Here is an 18,930-nt window from a genome sequence, read left to right as displayed (position 1 = left end):
TATAATATCTATATAACTCATACTTTTAGATTATTGGGACTACGATGATAACAGTAAAATATTGAATAATAAGGAATAATCACAGTGATTCAGCAAGTTACCTATCAAGGTCAAATTTTAGCCATAATTGTTCCCAGATATTTTGATGAAATGGGCATTCATTTCTTCACATCCAATGACCTTTCTCAACAGTTAGCCTATATGCACCATCCGGCGAAAACAGTTATTCAGCCTCATGTTCACAATCCTGTAAATAGAAACGTACAATACACTCAAGAAGTTCTGTTTATCAAAAAGGGTAAGCTCCGTGTAGACTTTTACAACGAGCAACAGCAATACTTGGACAGCAGAATTTTAGAAACAGGCGACACCATACTTTTAGTAACGGGAGGGCATGGCTTTGAAGTTCTTGAAGAAATTGAGATGCTTGAAGTCAAGCAAGGTCCTTATGTAGGAGAGCAAGATAAAACCCGATTTGTCGGTATTACCGCAGAGCAAACTAAAGTAGTTGAGTTGAGTAACTGATGAATCCTATTCCAGTAAATGAGCCATTACTAGATGGTAACGAGAAAAAATATTTATTAGAGTGTATTGATACTGGCTGGATTTCTTCAGAAGGACCTTTTATTAAACAATTTGAAGAGCAATTTGCTACAAAAGTAGGCCGAAAATATGGCATTGCTGTTAGCAATGGTTCTGTGGCTTTGGATGTGGCAGTTGCAGCATTAGAAATTGGTTTTGGAGATGAGGTAATTCTTCCTACCTTTACGATAATTTCCTGTGCATCTGCCATTGTTCGCGCTGGTGCAATACCAGTGGTGGTAGATTGTGACCCCCAGACTTGGAATATGGATGTCAGCCAGATTGAGGCAAAAATCACACCTAGAACAAAAGCTATCATGGTCGTCCATATATATGGATTGCCTGTAGATATCAAAGCAGTACTAGTATTGGCTGAAAAATATGGACTGCATATCATTGAAGATGCTGCTGAGATGCATGGTCAGATGTATCAAGGACATCCGTGTGGGAGCTTTGGAGCTATCAGTACCTTTAGTTTTTACCCTAACAAACACATTACAACTGGTGAGGGTGGAATGGTACTCACTAATGATGAAAAATTGGCGAACAGATGCCGTAGTTTACGTAATTTGTGCTTTCAAGCTCAAAAACGGTTTGTGCATGAAGAATTAGGCTGGAACTTTAGGATGACAAATTTACAAGCCGCTATTGGCATTGCACAGTTAGAACGGCTTGATGAGTTTGTGGCTCGCAAACGTCACATCGGGAAGCGATATACAGAACTTTTACTAAATATTCCTGGTTTGGAGTTACCTATATGCCAAACTGATTATGCCGAGAATATTTATTGGGTATATGGCCTGGTATTGAACGATCGTGTACCTTTTGATGCAGAATATGTGATGCATCGTTTGAGTACTTATCAAATTGGCACACGACCTTTTTTCTGGTGTATGCATGAACAACCTGTTTTTCAAAATATGGGTTTATTTAAAGATGTGTTTTGTCCTGTAGCAGAGAGAATCGCTCGCCGTGGTTTTTATATTCCTAGTGGAATGGCATTGACAGATGAGCAGATGGAGCAGGTAGCAAGAGCAATCAGAGAAATTTTTACATAAAGAGAATATTTAAAGAAATTAGTGCTTATTTCTTCTGAATTCTGTTTCAAACTTAGAGCTTAAGATTATGAATGTATTTGCTAATTATGCCCGCTACTACGACTTGCTCTACCGCGATAAAGACTATATAGGAGAAGTTCACTTTATTCGTCGACTAATTAACACCTATGCACCCGAGGCATTAACTATCTTAGAACTAGGGTGTGGCACAGCTAAACATGCAGTTCTTTTAGCTGAAGAGGGTTATCAAATTAACGGAGTAGATTTTAGCCAGGAGATGTTGCTAAAAGCTGAAAGTCGTATTTGTCAACTCCCTAATAAACTAGCCTCTAATTTGAAACTTTTTCACGGAGATATTCGCCAAGTTAGGTTGAATCAAACCTTTGATGTTGCCTTATCTTTATTTCATGTTATCAGCTACCAAACAACCAACGAAGATTTATTAGCAACTTTTGCTACAGTCAAACAACATTTAAAGCCTAGGGGAATTTTCATCTTTGATATTTGGTACGGGCCTGCTGTACTGACTGAACCACCAGAGATTCGTATCAAACGACTAGAAGATTCAGAAATTTATGTTACTAGAATTGCTGAACCTGAAATGTATCCCAATGACAATTTGGTAGATGTTAACTATCAGATATTTATTCAAGATAAAAATAGCGGTACTACCGAAGAGATTAGAGAGACTCATCGAATGCGTTACTTATTTAAAACTGAATTAGAATTATTATTAAATAATACAGGTTTAAAGATAATTGATCATATGGAATGGATGTCAGGTAAACCACTAAATATTAACACGTGGGGTAGCGTTTTTATTGTCGAGAGTTTTTAAAGGATTAAAACATTTATCTGGATAATAAAAACTATGAAAAAGAAAAAATTATTACTAGTAAGTCCCTTCCCTAACGATGATGATTTGTACCCTCATGTAAAACATTTGATAAATGAACTGTCTGGAAATTATGAAATTGATTACTTTTATGGACATGAACGTGGAATATGGACAGAACAACTTAATAGCAAACTCAAAAATGGCGACTATAAACCACTAATCAATATCATAAAAGATTTCATAAGTTTATATATAAAAAGCATTCAAGATTCATACGATATTATATTAGCTATAGATAATTTTTTATATGTTATCTCATCTTGGTTTTTTCTAGAAAAAACCATTTTATGGAGTCATGATTTTGTTGGCTATGATGAGGTAAAAAATAAACATTTAATTCAATCTATCATATCTAATTTAACTAGAAAAAGGCTCAGTAAAAATCAGAAATTAATAATTCAAGATACAGAAAGATTGCATGTATTCTTAAGAAGTATTAATTATGAAGGTATTCCAGAAGATATTTTCTTTTTGCCCGTATCATTACCACCTGTAAAACTGCCAGAAAAAATAAGTATTGAATCTCAACTTCCTGTACTTATGCAAAGTGGTACTATTGCTAGTTGGCGATATAGTAACGAGTTAATAAAATGTTATCAAAAAAGTTATAAAAAATTTAATTTATTTATTCAAGGTTTTGTATCAGAAGAGATAGAAAGATTGCTGAAAAAATTAGAAATTTCACCCCTTATTAACTCTTCTAGAGTGTCGCCAGATCAATTGTCAGAAATAATTAAGCTATGTGATATTGGTTTTATTGGCTATGCTATTGGAGATGTAAATCATTACTACATATCAAGCGCATCAGGTCAACTTGTAGAGTTTATTAGATGTGGCAAGCCAGTAATTGTTAGAAGTAAAACTAATTTACAGCACTATGTAGAAGAAAATAAAATAGGAGTAGCTATAAAAAATATTGATGAGTTAGTTCCTGCTATTTATAAAATACAAACTAATTATCAAGAATATTCATCCAACTGTACTAAAATTTTTCAAAAATCATTTAATATAAAAACTTATATTGAAAAACTTCTTCTTTTTCTAGAAGGAAAATAAGAATATAAAAAAGCTATAAAAATTAGGCTATATCATCAATTAAGCCAGATAACGACAACTGCACGATAAATTGCAAAGAGAAAGTTCTTTACTCGTTTATTGTGGTATGCCATAATTGCTCGCTATTGTTTGAGTTTAGCAAAGAAGTTTCACATTCCTTTGTCGGGCTTGATTATAGATATTCAGTAATTTGAAATAATCTGTTCGCGTAGCCTGCCATAAGTAATGGATAAAGATTTAAATGCATCTGATACTGTTGAATAAATTAGTATACTTTGTACCTTAGGCTCTGGCATAAGTTACATAAGTGCGTAGACAAGCAATAATAGTCCAGCTTGCTTAAAATAGAAAATAAACAACAATTTGGGTGTATTGTATAAGTTTTGTGAAGCAGATAAAAGGGGTAGGGAAATCCGCATTTCGGAATGGGGGTAAACAATCCTCTCAAGCAGTGCGATCGCACTGACTATGCCCTTAAAATCCTCAATAAGCGACTTTTATCTAAAAATAGGTTATGTTAGAACAAGGTACAATCAGTATTCATACTGAGAATATTTTCCCCATTATTAAGAAGTCTCTCTACTCAGATCACCAAATCTTCTTACGGGAACTCGTATCCAACGCTGTAGATGCCATCCAAAAACTAAAAATGGTATCCCGTGCTGGGGATTATGCCGGAGACATCGGCGAACCAGAAATCGAAATTTCCATAGATAAAAGCAAAAAGACCCTCTCCATCTCCGACAATGGTATCGGGATGACCGCAGAGGAGGTTAAAAAATACATTAATCAGGTTGCTTTCTCTAGTGCCGAAGAGTTTATTCACAAATATCAAAGCAAATCAGACCAACCAATTATCGGTCACTTCGGTCTTGGCTTCTATTCCTCCTTCATGGTGGCCCAAAAAGTCGAAATTGATACTCTTTCCTACCAAGAAGGAGCGCAGGCAGTACATTGGTCTTGTGATGGTTCCCCAGAGTTTACTTTAGAAGAATCATCCCGGACAACTCGCGGCACCACCATTACCCTGACTCTGCAAGCGGAAGAAGAAGAATATTTAGAGTCAGCACGTATTAAGACTCTTGTTAAGACATATTGCGACTTCATGCCAGTGCCCATCAAACTGGAAGGTGAAGTCTTAAATCAGCAAAAAGCACCTTGGCGAGAATCTCCTAGTAACCTGAGCAAAGAAGATTATTTAGAATTTTACCGCTATCTCTATCCTTTTCAGGAAGAGCCATTACTTTGGGTGCATCTAAATACAGACTATCCCTTCATTATTAATGGGATTCTATATTTTCCCAAAATGAAGCCCGATGTGGATGTTACGAAAGGGCAGATTAAGCTATTTTGCAATCAAGTTTTTGTCAGCGACAATTGCGAAGAAATTATCCCACAATTTCTCATGCCGATGCGGGGAGTAATTGATAGCACCGATATTCCTCTGAATGTTTCGCGGAGTGCACTGCAAGGCGATCGCACTGTCCGTAAAATCGGCGACTACATTGCCAAAAAAGTAGGCGATCGCCTTAAAGAACTTTACCGTGATAACCGCGAACAATACATTAGTGCCTGGAAAGACCTTGGCACTTTCGTGAAATTTGGTGTTCTCAACGACGAAAAGTTCAAAAAACAAGTCGAAGACATCATCATTTTCCGCAGCACCGCCAAAGTTGCAGAAAAAGCTGCTGCCACTCCAGCTGTTGAGGTACAGTCTTCAGAAGGAGATGTTTGGCAAGATGTTACTTCTCCCTCTCTCAGCACTCAAAACTCAGAACTCAGTACTCCTTACACCACCCTCAAAGAATATTTAGAACGCAACAAAGAACGTCACGAAAACAAGGTTTTCTACTGTACAGATGAAGCATCACAAGCTACCTACGTAGAATTACATAAAAATCAAGGCTTAGAAGTCCTATTTATGGACTCCTTCATCGATACTCACTTCATCAACTTCTTAGAACGGGAATATAAGGATGTCAAATTTACACGCGTAGACTCCGACTTGGATAATACGCTGTTGGATCAAGATAAAGCTGGGGAAATTGTCGACCCAACAACTAACAAAACTAAGAGTGAGGTAATCAAAGAGTTATTTGAGAAAGCCCTCAACAAACCTAGACTCAATATCCGCACTGAAGCTTTGAAATCGGATAATCCCCAAGGTACACCACCTGCAATGGTACTATTACCAGAAATACTCCGTCGTCTGCGGGAAATGAACGCGATGATGCAGCAGCAAACCACAGAGTTTCCTGAAGACCATATTTTGCTAGTGAATACTGCTCACCCCCTGATTCAAAATCTTGCAAATCTCAGTCAAGGAAGTATTATCCAAGGTGATGGTCTATCTCCCACAACCCAATTGGTGAACATGATTTGCCAACACGTCTATGATTTAGCATTAATGTCGCAGAAAGGCTTTGACGGTGAAGGAATGAAATCCTTTGTGGAGCGTTCAAATGAGGTACTCACCAAGCTAACAGAGCAAGTGAGCAATTAACATCGTCAATTATGCCTTGTCCCGAATCTTGCATCAGGCAACTGAAAGTTGTGATTACACAGATAAAACCTTTTGGGCGAGTTTGAAACCCTTGATTGTTCATCGCCAAAGCCAGGTGTTTTGCAAGGAAACCAAGTATTCGACAATTACTTACCCAAATCTTCGCGCCAAAGCCCCTAGAATAGAAAGGTTGTACTGAATTATAAATTTGGAGATAGTTGCTATGTCTCGTCGCTGTGAACTAACTGGTAAGAAAGCAAATAACGCCTTTGCAATTTCTCACTCTCATCGCCGTACTAAGCGCCTACAGCAGGCAAATCTGCAAGAAAAGCGCGTTTGGTGGGCAGAGGGAAATCGCTGGGTCAGACTTAAGCTGTCTACTAAAGCAATCAAAACCTTAGCAACCAAAGGTTTGGCAGCAATGGCAAAAGAAGCTGGGCTTAACTTAAATCATTACTAATACCAATTTCCGCAAATAGCGCCACATCTCCAACCTTTGAATAAGAGATATTCTTTGAGTATCTCAAAAGCAGGGGCTTGAAAGCCCGCAATCGAAAAGTGAAATGGTATCAGCTTCTGAAAAAAGCAATGGCTCTCGACCCTAATACCTAGATTTTATCTAAGTCTGAGCATACTTAGAGTACTCCAAGTAAAAAAATGCCCAATTGTCATTGCGAGCGAAACGGAGTGTAGCGAAGCAATCTCAAACTCTGTGATTGCTTCATTCCGCTTTGCTTCATTCGCAATGACAGGTTTTGGATCATTTATTGTTTGGAACACTCTTACTCTGCCTCCCCAAATTGGGGAGGTTTTTAATTGCTTAATATTTTTAGCGGCTGACTGATAGTTTTCTATAAACAGGTGGGTAATATAAGCTTACTCTCCTAACAACATCTTCATGAAGTTGCTTGCAGATGGATAGATTTCTACAAAGTTAGTGTGAAGTTACAGCTTTACTTTCCATATATGGCCATGAATTAAATAATTTTAGAAAAATCCGTATTTTCCGGTTAATAAAGCAAAGTTGACCCATGATATAAATCAAAATCAATTAGATTTTTTGTGTTGCTGCTGCATTTACTACTTCTTAAAGTATGGTAAGTAGCTACATAAATAAAACCAGCAATTTTCCCTATAAAATTGCTCAATAATAATAATTAGCAACAGCTAAAAAGTTTAATAAAACCGTAATAACTACTTGACAGGAAAGCAGCTATGACTCGAAAACGCCAGCTAGTCAAGGCAATAACAAAAGTCTTTAAAATATTTACTTCTCAGTGCTTCTCTAAAATTAAGAAGCAAATTATTTGGTTGCTTCGGGCTGTTTTTACTACCAGAAGAAAGCGCGGAACGGTCAATGCTGGTTTTGTGTTGCCAACGGTGGCAATGGTAGCATTAGTAGTTGTGCTGCTGACTACTGCAATTTTATTTCGGTCATTTGAAAGATCTAAAAATGCTAGCAACGTTCGAGTGAATGAAATTGTTCTAAGAGCAGCCGCACCAGCTCTTGATCGCGCAAAAGCTAAATTAGACAAACTTTTTCAAGACCCGAGATTACCACGTTCAACGCCCTCAGACTTCTCATTGAGCCAAGTTATCGATAATAATATTTCCGAATTTACATTTGGTGACGAGACGCAATTAAAATTAGTGAAGGATATCGATGGTGATAATTCTATTGCTGACGATGAAACTCTAATATCAGCCTGGAAATATCCTGTTGATACTGATAATGATGGTAAGTTTGATAGCTTTACTCTTTACGGCATTTACTTTCGGACTCCTACTAGTACTAGACCAAGAAGTACCCTAGAAGCAAGAGCGCAACCAATGGACGAAGGCGCTACAGCTGGTAAATGTGCAAGTAATGTTGCTACTAGTGCTGATTTAGTCGGTAGTCAGGGTTGGTATAAAGTCGGTAGTAAGCTCAAAAGAAGCCTTTTCGTATATACAACTACAGTACCTATCACAGATCTAACGGGAGTAGATAACACTAGTAATAAGTATGAAAAATTTACAGGTAATAAAGGCTTTTCATCTTTAGAGTATCAGCAAGACCGGGAGCGTCTTCCACTCACCAACAACGCAGTAATCTACGAGAACGACTTAGAAATTACACCTGGAGCCGGTTTATATATTAACGGACGCATATTTACTAATGGTAATTTGCTGACGAGAATGAAAACATATGACGATGGAATTTGGTTTTATCAAGTCAGCAGCCCATATTCTTGTTATTACACCCAGGAAAACAGCAAAATTGTTATTGCTGGTAATGTAATCAATAGTCGCGTAAATGAAACTGCAAAGATAGACGGAGAAGCTAAAGTCAGGGTAGATCTTTTTAAAGATGTTCGGCCCTATCAGCCAAATTATGGTGATCAAACGGCTGATTATTTTAGTGACACAAATAAAACAGTAACCGTCTACGGAAATACAGCAGCCTATAACGATGCGGCTTATGCTCAACGAATTGCCCGCTTAGTACAAGCAACAAATGCTCTTTATCCAGCTACAACTCCCCCAGATTCTTCTCTTCCCGATGAAGTTAAAGAGGGAATTAAGAAGGCTAGGACAGCTGAGCCAACTCTCTCAGCATCGAAAGCACAAGATCAACAGCTAACAATTTACTTTAAAAAGCGGACACGACGTGTTCCTTATGCAGAGGTGGGTGTTGGTGAGAATGCACTGAAACAACCTACTAATACAGGAACAACTTATAACTACACAAGCACTAATCCGTTTCCAACTGGTGGCGACTCTGGTAACTCTTTGCGTCCAGTAGATGAATGGGTTTTCCCCTTTGATCCCACTGATGGTAAAACTGAAACTAATTTTGCCAAGATAGCGATGAAAGCGCAGAGTACTGCAAATAAGCTTTACCTGCCAGCAACAGACCCAAATACCCTGAAGACCTTAACCACAACGCAAGAAAAACTGATTGGCGATCGCGTTTTAGTAGGCAATAACCTACCTCAATATTGGTACAACGGCACCACATTTGTTAGTTCAGAAACAGGACAGACTATTTCCACCAAGGAATGGGATGACACTACTAATCCTCGTAAGCGCTTCTCTCAAGCTAACTTACTAGACGATCTGGGGGTTACAGAACGAGATGGCTTCTGGGAAAAGGCAGCATCACAAGAACCTACAGGCCCTCTAGATGTAGTCGGGGGTTTAAGAGTCGTTACTGGTGCAGGAATTTACTTGCCTGATAATCGTACTCCTACCAGCACCACCACTGATTTTACAGCCGATCTTGCCGTAACAGATAAAGTCTGGCCAGATAGTATGGCGATGGGTGTTACCAAACCCACCAGTGATACTACTAGTGAGGCTGGCTTACCCCATGCTGAGACACCCTACTTAAAAATGCGGGCTACAGCAGTTTATCACTATCAAGATTCATCCTACGATCCTAATACCCCAGGCACTTATCAAACCCCCATTGCCTGTGTCAGTAGCTACTACGATCCTACTAATAGCACTACAGCAAAAAATAAGGAAGGGTTGCCAGATTTTTCTCCATTCCCCGCTTCTGGTAGAGCTTTAACAGGACTATCTACAATTGCTGCTGGTAATGGAGGGAACTCTAATAATGGTGTTGTCTACTCAGCGTCGTCCCTGTCAACAACAGGTTATGAAGCAGCATTGAACTACCAAGCTGCATTGAAATACCCCAATGGACGCTTGGTAAATCAACCACTTAAGGATGCTTTGACAAAAATTGCAGCAAGTCAAAATCTCAGTCTTTCTGAGCAATCAGCAGTTGATTCTGCGATGTGCGCCTTGAAAATCTTGGATGGGACTCTTACTACTACTGATATTGATGATGGTGCTATTCCGCATGGCGCTATTATGGAAACTGCTTTTCTGGATGCTAGACAGGTAAAAGCAATCGATAAGCCAGACTCTTCAAGCACCACAAAATACAACTTGGATGTGGAATTGCGTCAGCCTTTAGAAATTCGTGCCACCATCGTGAATCTGGATTTACTACGAAGAAAATCTAAAACTGGAGGAGAGTTTCTATTTCCAAATAGTGGCATTATTTATGCAACTCGTGACGATGCACTACCAGATGCCAGCGATACTGACCCAATTGTAAGTACCGCAGACTTCAAGCTAGATCCTACTCGACGACCTAACGGCATTATGCTGATTAACGGTAGTGACTTGAGTCGTAACGCTACTTATAAGCCAGAAGAAAAGGGTTTAATCTTGGCATCTAACCTGCCTGTGTATGTCAAAGGTAATTTTAATCTACACTCCAAAGAAGAATTTACACAGGCTTTAAATCCCGACCCTAATTATTTATGGGATAACTTCTATACTCGTAACACTCTTGATCCCAACTTTGCTTGCCGCAAAGATCAGTTTACTACTTGCGGCACAGGCGAAACTTGGCGGCCAGCAACGGTTCTGGCTGATGCGATTACTATTCTGTCTGGTGCTTTCCAAGAAGGCTATCGGGATCAGGGCGACTATGCCCTGAGAAACAACTACGATACGGTTGATAATGTCGGTAATCCTGTTTTTCTTCCTAACTTTGATGCTGATGGTGACGGGTCTTTAGGAAATGTCAGTGAATCTGACTTTGGCTTTGATCTCAATGGTAACGGTAATACGACTGACACTAGTGTTGCAGAAGCTACTCAGATAACTGCCTCGGCTGCTGCTAAAATCAATGGCTTTTGGGATAACAACTTTGTCACTAGCCACGACTTTCAAGACGATCAATACTCTGCCAATACATCAACTCCCACAGGTAGTTCTTACTTCAACAACTTTGTGACCCCAATTCAGCGCCGGGTAGGGGTAGGGGGAGTTGTTAATTTTTCTGAGTATGTCATGGAAATCTGCCGTAAACGAATAGTAACAGCTTGCAAACCAAGTGATTGGGTAATTAGTGGTGCGGGTACTACTAGTCAACCTGCGACGTTAGAAGCGGATCGCATTTATCCTCGTCGGGTTGCTTTCAAGAGGGATGGAAACCATAAATTGATATTAGATAATAATCAACCTATTCCTCTGGGTATTAACAGTTCGGGAGCACAAGATGAATTTCCGTATAGCACCTTCAGTACTAAGCAACCCCGTAAACAACCTAACACTCTCTGGTTTAAAACTGATAACGCAGGAGCATCCAGTTATGATCCTCAGTATCCTCTGTCAATCCTGACTCCTAGTAGTTTCACAGGAACTAGAGCAACAGAACAACCGCTGTTAGTACCAGTATTACAAATTCACTACCCAATAGCGATCACAAACTTTACAGGGCCGGAGACTGGTAACGGAAATGATGTAAGAAATCGGTCTAACACTAATTGGTTGCAAAATGCCACAGCCACAGAAACAAATTTAGTAATCGCGCAAGGTGATACCCCAAGCCGTCCAAACGAATTTGGTGGTGGTTTAGAAAACTTTGTACGCTATCTAGAACGTTGGGAAACAAGTGCAGGTAATTACATAAATCATAAAGCTAGTGGCTCTTTTATTGAATTTAAGCGCAGTTCTTATGCCACAGCGCCTTGGCAAGTAATTACTTCTAATAGCGGTGGCAGCACAAATTTTGGATACCCCCAAGGTTATCAATCTACCGTCAATAAAGATAGTAATGGTACAGACACAGTAGGTACTGCACCTTTCTACACACCATCTAGCCGTTCTTGGGGTTATGATGTCGCCTTACTGACTCAGTTGCCTGATTTGTTCTCTCAGCGGTTTACAGCACCAACACTTAACCCTCCCAATGAGTTTTATCGGGAAGTGCCACGAGATGACAACTGGGTGAAAACTTTGTTATGTGCTGCTCAATATGATGACCCAAGTGACAGCATTACTGTTGGCTACAACAACGCTGCTACTAATTATGGCACTAATTACAAATACGCCGTTAGCTCAGACCAACGTCCTAGCTGCCCTTGATAAAACCTACCTAAATTGCTGAATTATGATTCATCACAAACAGCAACAAGCATCTGCATCTAGCCAATCGGGGTTCACCATCGTCGAGTCTTTGGTAGCTATTTTAGTTGCTTCTCTTTTACTGGCAGCGATCGCACCTGTAATTGTCTTATCTGTGGCAACAAGAGTGCAAGCAAAGCGCATTGAGTCGGCTACTGACGCTGCCAAAACTTACCTCGATGGTGTCCGATCTGGAGTAATTACTGCTCCTAGTTCTCCAATTACAGACGGCACAACCATAGCTGACTATGCTCCTCCTACTGTAGGAACTTTAACCTGTGGTACTAAAACTAGTCCCTGTACTGCCCCTGCAACTAATTTATACTGTGTCTCTGTTGATGGTAATGACTGTACCACCACTAATATCAACAATTTTGTGATTCAAGCGATTCGCTTTAACAAAGCCACTGTGACTACTGGCGGAACCACTACTAATATTACTGATCCTGCCAAGGGCTACCAGTTAGGCATACGTGTTTACAGAGCAAGTGGCTTTAGCAGCGACGGCGGGAACTTGAAAAAAGCACCTAGTAAACAACCGACTTTCACTGGGGGAACAGGCGATCGCAAAGCGCCATTAATAGAAATGACAACAGAAGTATCAACAGGAGCCACATTTAGTGATTTCTGCGAGCGTTTAAAAGTAACTAATCCTCAATCTACATGTTCTTAGTTGTCTTTCTGTTAATCAATCTCAATGCTAAATATCCGCAATTTCAAGGAGAAAATATAGCATCATGAGACCTATAAAATGGCTGTTAACTAATCAGCTAAAGTACTCTGGTGTAAGGCAAAAATTAAACGGTTTTACTCTCATAGAGTTACTTGTAGCCATGATCATAGCTGTCCTTGTAATTACACCTTTACTAGGATTTATGGTCAATATTCTCGACAACGATCGCAAAGAGCAAGCCAAAGCAAATACTGAGCAAGAAATTAAAGAATCACTTGACTACATTGCTAGGGATATGCAGCAGGCAGTCTACATTTATGATGCTGATGGTATAGCTGCGATTAGGAGCCAACTACCTAAGTACACACAAAAAGATCAATATTTTCCTGTTCTTGTCTTCTGGAAGCGGCAGTTTGTTTCTGGCGGGCTTACCGTTGCTAGCGGAACAGATGATACTTTCGTTTACTCATTAGTTGCCTATTATTTGATTAAAGATAATAACTCAACATGGTCTCAGGCAGCTAGAATTGGGAGATTTCAAATCAGCAATGGTTATGGGCAAACTGACACAGATAGAGAAGACACTAGAGATCCTGGTTTTAAGATGTTTGATCTCAGTAATGAAGGAGATCTTAAGAGCAAGATGAATCAATGGGTAAAGACAAATGAAACTTATACTCAAGATATTTTAGCTCTAGTTGATTACGTCGATCAAACTACCATAGATACTACAACAAACCCAGAACCTGTATGCTCTACTGGACAGTTAGTACCAAAATTCTCTGGTACTGGAGATGCTGTAGCTACGGATAATGTTAAAACCCGTGGCTTTTACGTCTGTGTAGATTCAGCTAATACTGTAGCAGAAGTTTATCTACGTGGTAATTCTCTAGCTCGTCTTCAAACAACCAACCTAAATTTTGATCAGAGCAATCAGAGTAGAAAAATTTATTTTCCACAAGCAAGCATACGAGTTCAAGGACGCGGATTTGTATTTACTAAATAGGCAATTGCTTATAAGTAAATATCTGCTAGTAATGCTAATGACTATCAATTAATGATAGTTAGGCAATTAGCAATTTTCATCCATATGCTTAGAAATTTAATTTATTGAGCTAATGAAGATCGGCCTACTATGTATAGCCTAGTTTGAGGAAAAATGTTACATCAAAATCCTTTTAAGATATTGACAGAAAAACCGGAACGCTCTTTCTCTCTTTGCCAACAAACTGCTGGGTTTACTCTGATTGAGCTTTTAGTAGTGATATTAATAATTGGAGTTTTGGCAGCGATTGCCGCTCCTGGTTGGCTTGGCTTTGTCAACAGACAACGGGTAAATAAGGCTAACGATATAGTTGTAGCAGCACTTCAAGAAGCGCAAAGAGAAGCTAAAAAACGAAAACTTGGTTATAGCGTTAGCTTTAGAACTGATAATAACATTCCCCAAATTGCCATTTATCCTAAAGATATAGATCCTAGTAGTTTCTGGCGGACTTTGGGTGAAGATTTAGGGCTTAAAGCAGGTCAAATAGTATTAGGGACAAACCTCACTGATACAAATACTACTACTAGCACTAGTTCTGTATCCTATGCCTCCACTACCCCAACGACAATTACCTTTGACTACACGGGTGCTTTGGATCTGCTAGTAAAGACTAAAACTAGCGGTTTAACATCTGTACAGAATAATAAAATTGGTAACAAAGGCTTAATTGTAGCGGTAGCTGTAGCAAAACCTGGCGCTCCTACTCAAGCTACTGAGATGAAGCGATGTGTGATTGTTAAAACTTTATTAGGTTCAATAAAAACAGGAAAAGATACGGAATGTGACTAGAAATTTTAGTACTAAAACTACTTAATAAATTCAGTCTATTCAGGTTAGTAAATTCAGTAAATCAACGGTAACGTGAATCTGCACCTAAAGTTAAAAATTGATTTATAAGTCTAATTTTTTACTAAACTCAATAAAAATGTACCTTGATTTTACTGTAGCCATACCAACTTACAACGGTGCAAGTCGATTACCTGAATTGCTGGAACGTCTGCAAAATCAACTCTACACTGAACATCTTTCATGGGAGATTATTGTTGTAGACAACAACAGCACAGACAACACAGCAGAAGTTATTCAAAGCTATCAAGAAAATTGGCAATCTCCCTTTCCTTTAAAATATTGCTTTGAACCAAAACAAGGAGCAGCATATGCGAGAAAGAGAGCAGTACAAGAAGCCAAAGGTAAATTGATCGGTTTTCTAGATGATGATAACTATCCACTATCAAACTGGGTTGCAGCGGCTTATGCTTTTAGTCAAAACTATCCGAAAGCAGGAGCTTACGGTAGTCAAATTCATCCGCAATGGGAAGTTGAACCACCAGAAAATTTTCAGCGTATCGCTCCATTTTTAGCAATTACAAAACGAGGTGATTTGCCCTTAATATATAAAGCCTCGAAAAAATTATTACCACCATCTGCTGGACTTGTTGTTCGTCGGGAAGCTTGGTTAGAAAGCGTACCTAATAATTGTATTTTAACTGGTCGAATTCCTGGTAATATGCTTACCAGTGAAGATTTAGAAATGTTGTCTTACATCCAAAAAACTGGATGGGAAATTTGGTACAACCCAGAGATGGAGATATATCACCAAATTCCATACTGGCGTTTACAAAAGGATTACTTAATTCCATTTTTTAAAGGTATTGGACTTAGCCGTTATGTTACTCGGATGTTATCTGTAAAAACTTGTGCTAAACCAATAGCCTTTTTTGCTTACATAATTAACGATATACGTAAAATTTTATTGCACTTACTCAAATATAGGTCACAAGTTAAAAGTGAGTTGGTGGCAGCTTGTGAAATGCAACTATTTTTGAGTAGTTTAATTAGCCCCTTTTATCTTTGGCAAAAGGGATATTTTAATAAATAAGTAGATAAGCGAAAGAATTTAAAACTATTTCATTGCGCTAGGCGATTCTAAAGGTTAATTCGTACCCTTACGAAGAACAGGGCTGTTTCATTCGTAATGGTATGTATTTTGTCAATATGATTGGGGATAAATATCAGAGCAAGAGTCATAAATTGGGGACCATTTTGATGCCTAATATGGAATGCCTTGCTTGTTTTTTATCTCCTGAATTCTTGCGTTTGCGAACCTTTTAGGGGATGAAACAGCCCTGCTACGGAGAGGGAGCAAGCTACGCATAACTTCTGTGACGCTTTACAGAACATAGCGCAAGATTTTTAGGTAATTTACATTTTGTTATATAGTTAGGTTTATTGCACTTACCTAACTTATGACATTAATTATTGCTGTTTAAAGTACATAATTTTTAATTTCAGTGATTAGTACATTAGTAAATTTTAAAATACTAGTTAATGTAAAAGTTATTTTGAAAAATCGCTCTAGTAGTGGCTTCACTCTGCTAGAGATGTTAGTGGTTATTTTACTAATTGGCATATTGGGAGCAATTGCAGTACCTAGCTGGGTGTCTTTTGTAAACATTCGCTCTCTTAACACTGCCCAAGATGAATTTTATCGCGCTATGCGCCAAGCACAAAGCCAGGCTAAAAAACATAAATTGACTTGGCAAGCTAGCTTTCGCGAACATAATGGTACTGTGCAATGGACAGTTCATCAAGCACAAGCCGGAAAATTTATTCCTGATGCTGTTATAAACAATGACCAAATATGGTCTACTGTACACCCAAGTGTTTATATTGATATAGAAAGAAACAAAAAAGGTAAATACGAGACAACTTTACGAAAACAAACTTCCCCGCAGGTTTGGCGAGTTATTTTTAACTATCAAGGTTGTCCTATCTATGAAGTTGGAGATGAGTGTACCAAGACTTCTTTAAGGACGCTAGGACAAATAACTCTCTACAGTAAAAACAATGTTAACGTTAAACGTTGCATCTATGTTTCTACAATTTTAGGAGCAACGAGAACGGGAAAAGAGCATTCTCGCAACAACGAAAATGACAAGTATTGCTATTAGAATGTTTTATAGTTGGCTATTAAAGGTAGTGCGTGCTGAAATCACTAGACAGCTTTAAACAGCACCTGATTATTTTTACTCGCTATCCAGAACCAGGGAAGACGAAAACCCGACTAATACCTGCTTTAGGTGATTTTGGTGCTGCTAATTTTCAAAAGCAGATGACCGAATATACAATATTTCAGGCTAAAGAATTGCAAAAAGTAACTGGCATATCTTTTGAAGTGCGGTTTGCAGGTGGAAATTTACAACTAATGCAAGATTGGTTGGGGTTGGCTTTGGTTTACAAGTCTCAAGGTGAAGGGGATTTAGGTGAGCGAATGAGGCGATCGCTTGAGGATGCCTTTCAATCTGGTATGGAACAAGTAATAATTATCGGCACAGATTGTCCAGGAGTCAATTCTCAGCTTTTAGCCAGCGCTTTTGAGCAACTATGCACCTGTGTTCTTGTCATTGGCCCAGCACTGGACGGTGGTTATTACTTGATTGGTTTGCGTCACCTGATTGCGGACTTATTCGTTAATATCGATTGGGGAACTCATCAAGTACTGCAACAAACTGTAGATATAGCTTACAAACTTGATCTATCACATGTTTACTTGCCTTTATTGAGTGACGTTGACTATCCAGAGGATTTGCCAATCTGGGAACAAACTCTAAACAGCGAAGTTGGCAACTGGAGAAATGAGTCATATCAGGGTTAGATGATGGAGAAGTTGAATACAACTTTCCTTGATTTGACAGTATTTTACAATACTAAGTAACTTCTGAGGACACTTAGGATTACAGATGCTACCGTGGTGTAGATTCATTCCCAAAGGCAGAATACTTCTGGCTGCTAGGACTTGACAACAGTAGTTAGTTTTCATTTGATCTTGGGACGGAATGGGTAATCGAGCGCCATCATTCTGTAATTTTGTTGCATCTGCCTTTTGTTGCTATACAACAAGTAGGGTTATGGGAACAATATTCAAGTAACTTTATATAGGACAATCACTCTGACTTATCAAAATACCGAACAACTATGGTGAACCGTTTTGCTTCTGTGAATGCTGCCCTCACATTAAAGGTAGTGGGCATAGTATTAATTTTGTCCTTTTTGTTAGATTTTTTGCTGCTGTTGTTACCCTTCCAACCAACTGATCGAGCATGGCAAATCAATCTGGCAACCAGTCTTGTAGATCGGGGAATTGTCCCTTTGGTAGGTTTGGGAATGCTATTTGCTGCCTATGGAATTGAAAATGCTAGTGATGGCGATCGCGCTCCCACTCTAGATGTGAGATTTCCAGTGCTGGTACTCTCAAGTATCTTAGGGTTGTTGTTCTTGCTAATTTTTCCACTGCATCTTAATAATGTGAATCAAGCTAAGAATCAAGCACTTAATCAGATTACCCAAGAGGCAGATCAGGCAGAAAATCAACTAAACAGTCGCTTCTCCCAATTACAAGCACAACTGAATACTGAACAAGGAAAAGCTCAACTAGATCAGCTGCGAAACCAGACCAAAGCTCAGTTGACTGAGATACTTAAAGACGAGCAGAAATATAAGCAAGCACTTGAAAGCCCTCAAATACCCCCAACTGTAAAAGATGTACTCAAGAAAGCTAAAGCAGATCCGAAAGTGCTTGACAAAGCCATTGAACAACAAACAGATATTCAGGCGCTACGCAATCAACAATTAAGCCAAGTCCGCCAGCGTAGGGACGATGCTGAAAAACAAGCTAAAGACAACGCTTGGAAATCTGGACTGCGAACTGGTATTAGCAGTTTGCTGTTATCAATTGGTTACATAATCATCGGCTGGACAGGATTAAAAGGTATGGGTGCTTTACAAGGTGGTGGAGGCCGCAAAACTCCTGCACCACGTTAGAAAATTTTTAATGGCAGTAAGACAGATCAAATATTTTTTTGACCTTCCGGGTGAATCCTACGGAGACGCTGTGCTAGAACCAGTCCCCATCGTTAGGAGAATTGCCAGAACGGGGGCTGGAATCACAGTTCATACTGCCACTTGAGGATTTTGGAGCCACTGTGTTGGTGTTAGCGTCGTGGTAGCGACCTAGGGGAGCCACTACGCTTTTACAGGTTTCTCGGCTTGTAGGCACCAGAGAGCCTTCCCACAAGGTAGTAAGTGTCTGTTGAGGTTCCCTGCGTTATAGCAAGTGGCATGATTTTATATTGGTTAAATCAAGCT

15 protein-coding genes are annotated in these 18,930 nt (G+C 39.1%); 14 read left to right on the top strand and 1 reads right to left on the bottom strand.

Features of this window, described 5'->3' with window-relative positions:
- Positions 1-84: 84 nt before the first annotated feature.
- The 14 genes from BV375_RS28565 (at position 85) to BV375_RS28500 (ending at position 18,606) form a co-directional block, all read left to right on the top strand.
- Positions 85-525, top strand: a complete 441-nt coding sequence (locus BV375_RS28565; protein WP_208099207.1) for a hypothetical protein — start codon at positions 85-87, stop codon at positions 523-525.
- Positions 525-1,640, top strand: coding sequence for a DegT/DnrJ/EryC1/StrS family aminotransferase (locus BV375_RS28560; protein WP_208099206.1), 1,116 nt, complete (start codon positions 525-527; stop codon positions 1,638-1,640). The genes BV375_RS28565 and BV375_RS28560 overlap by 1 nt, the downstream gene beginning before the upstream one ends.
- Before the next feature lie 67 nt (positions 1,641-1,707).
- On the top strand, positions 1,708-2,478 hold the full coding sequence (locus BV375_RS28555) for a class I SAM-dependent methyltransferase (RefSeq protein ID WP_086766783.1): 771 nt from the start codon (positions 1,708-1,710) through the stop codon (positions 2,476-2,478).
- Between the two features lie 33 nt (positions 2,479-2,511).
- Positions 2,512-3,594, top strand: coding sequence for a hypothetical protein (locus BV375_RS28550; RefSeq protein ID WP_086766780.1), 1,083 nt, complete (start codon positions 2,512-2,514; stop codon positions 3,592-3,594).
- Positions 3,595-4,108: 514 nt separating this feature from the next.
- A complete protein-coding gene (gene htpG / locus BV375_RS28545) occupies positions 4,109-6,097 on the top strand; it encodes a molecular chaperone HtpG (RefSeq protein ID WP_086766778.1) in 1,989 nt (662 codons plus the stop codon).
- A gap of 223 nt (positions 6,098-6,320) precedes the next feature.
- A complete protein-coding gene (rpmB, locus tag BV375_RS28540; protein ID WP_086766776.1) occupies positions 6,321-6,557 on the top strand; it encodes a 50S ribosomal protein L28 in 237 nt (78 codons plus the stop codon).
- 755 nt (positions 6,558-7,312) lie between these two features.
- The gene (hpsA, locus tag BV375_RS28535; RefSeq protein ID WP_086766774.1) at positions 7,313-12,028 is read left to right on the top strand and encodes a hormogonium polysaccharide biosynthesis protein HpsA; all 4,716 of its coding nucleotides are present in this window, start codon (positions 7,313-7,315) and stop codon (positions 12,026-12,028) included.
- A gap of 25 nt (positions 12,029-12,053) precedes the next feature.
- Entirely contained in the window at positions 12,054-12,740 is a 687-nt protein-coding gene (gene hpsB, locus BV375_RS28530; RefSeq protein ID WP_086766772.1) for a hormogonium polysaccharide secretion pseudopilin HpsB, read from the top strand.
- 64 nt (positions 12,741-12,804) lie between these two features.
- On the top strand, positions 12,805-13,746 hold the full coding sequence (hpsC, locus tag BV375_RS28525; protein ID WP_086766770.1) for a hormogonium polysaccharide secretion pseudopilin HpsC: 942 nt from the start codon (positions 12,805-12,807) through the stop codon (positions 13,744-13,746).
- Positions 13,747-13,899: 153 nt separating this feature from the next.
- Positions 13,900-14,574, top strand: coding sequence for a type II secretion system protein (locus BV375_RS28520; protein ID WP_086766768.1), 675 nt, complete (start codon positions 13,900-13,902; stop codon positions 14,572-14,574).
- A gap of 136 nt (positions 14,575-14,710) precedes the next feature.
- Positions 14,711-15,664: a hormogonium polysaccharide biosynthesis glycosyltransferase HpsE gene (gene hpsE / locus BV375_RS28515; protein ID WP_086766766.1), complete on the top strand. Its 954-nt coding sequence runs from the start codon at positions 14,711-14,713 to the stop codon at positions 15,662-15,664.
- Between the two features lie 463 nt (positions 15,665-16,127).
- Entirely contained in the window at positions 16,128-16,736 is a 609-nt protein-coding gene (locus BV375_RS28510) for a prepilin-type N-terminal cleavage/methylation domain-containing protein (RefSeq protein WP_208099205.1), read from the top strand.
- 32 nt (positions 16,737-16,768) lie between these two features.
- On the top strand, positions 16,769-17,440 hold the full coding sequence (locus tag BV375_RS28505; protein ID WP_086766764.1) for a TIGR04282 family arsenosugar biosynthesis glycosyltransferase: 672 nt from the start codon (positions 16,769-16,771) through the stop codon (positions 17,438-17,440).
- Positions 17,441-17,760: 320 nt separating this feature from the next.
- Entirely contained in the window at positions 17,761-18,606 is an 846-nt protein-coding gene (locus BV375_RS28500; protein WP_086766762.1) for an HpsJ family protein, read from the top strand.
- A 73-nt stretch (positions 18,607-18,679) separates the two neighbouring features.
- On the opposite strand, the gene BV375_RS37270 is transcribed toward BV375_RS28500, so the two are convergent.
- The gene (locus tag BV375_RS37270) at positions 18,680-18,841 is read right to left on the bottom strand and encodes a hypothetical protein (RefSeq protein ID WP_166507552.1); all 162 of its coding nucleotides are present in this window, start codon (positions 18,839-18,841) and stop codon (positions 18,680-18,682) included.
- Positions 18,842-18,930 lie beyond the last annotated feature (89 nt).

Source organism: Nostoc sp. 106C (genome assembly GCF_002154725.1).
Lineage (GTDB): Bacteria > Cyanobacteriota > Cyanobacteriia > Cyanobacteriales > Nostocaceae > Aulosira.
This window is presented reverse-complemented; position numbering and strand designations above follow the sequence as displayed.

Bases quoted from the DNA above. Each gene is read 5' to 3' on its own strand.
- BV375_RS28520 (WP_086766768.1), top strand. From the start codon at position 13,900: ATGTTACATCAAAATCCTTTTAAGATATTGACAGAAAAACCGGAACGC.
- BV375_RS28550 (WP_086766780.1), top strand. From the start codon at position 2,512: ATGAAAAAGAAAAAATTATTACTAGTAAGTCCCTTCCCTAACGATGAT.
- BV375_RS28560 (WP_208099206.1), top strand. From the start codon at position 525: ATGAATCCTATTCCAGTAAATGAGCCATTACTAGATGGTAACGAGAAA.
- htpG (WP_086766778.1), top strand. From the start codon at position 4,109: ATGTTAGAACAAGGTACAATCAGTATTCATACTGAGAATATTTTCCCC.
- BV375_RS28555 (WP_086766783.1), top strand. From the start codon at position 1,708: ATGAATGTATTTGCTAATTATGCCCGCTACTACGACTTGCTCTACCGC.
- hpsB (WP_086766772.1), top strand. From the start codon at position 12,054: ATGATTCATCACAAACAGCAACAAGCATCTGCATCTAGCCAATCGGGG.
- hpsC (WP_086766770.1), top strand. From the start codon at position 12,805: ATGAGACCTATAAAATGGCTGTTAACTAATCAGCTAAAGTACTCTGGT.
- rpmB (WP_086766776.1), top strand. From the start codon at position 6,321: ATGTCTCGTCGCTGTGAACTAACTGGTAAGAAAGCAAATAACGCCTTT.
- hpsE (WP_086766766.1), top strand. From the start codon at position 14,711: ATGTACCTTGATTTTACTGTAGCCATACCAACTTACAACGGTGCAAGT.
- hpsA (WP_086766774.1), top strand. From the start codon at position 7,313: ATGACTCGAAAACGCCAGCTAGTCAAGGCAATAACAAAAGTCTTTAAA.
- BV375_RS28500 (WP_086766762.1), top strand. From the start codon at position 17,761: ATGGTGAACCGTTTTGCTTCTGTGAATGCTGCCCTCACATTAAAGGTA.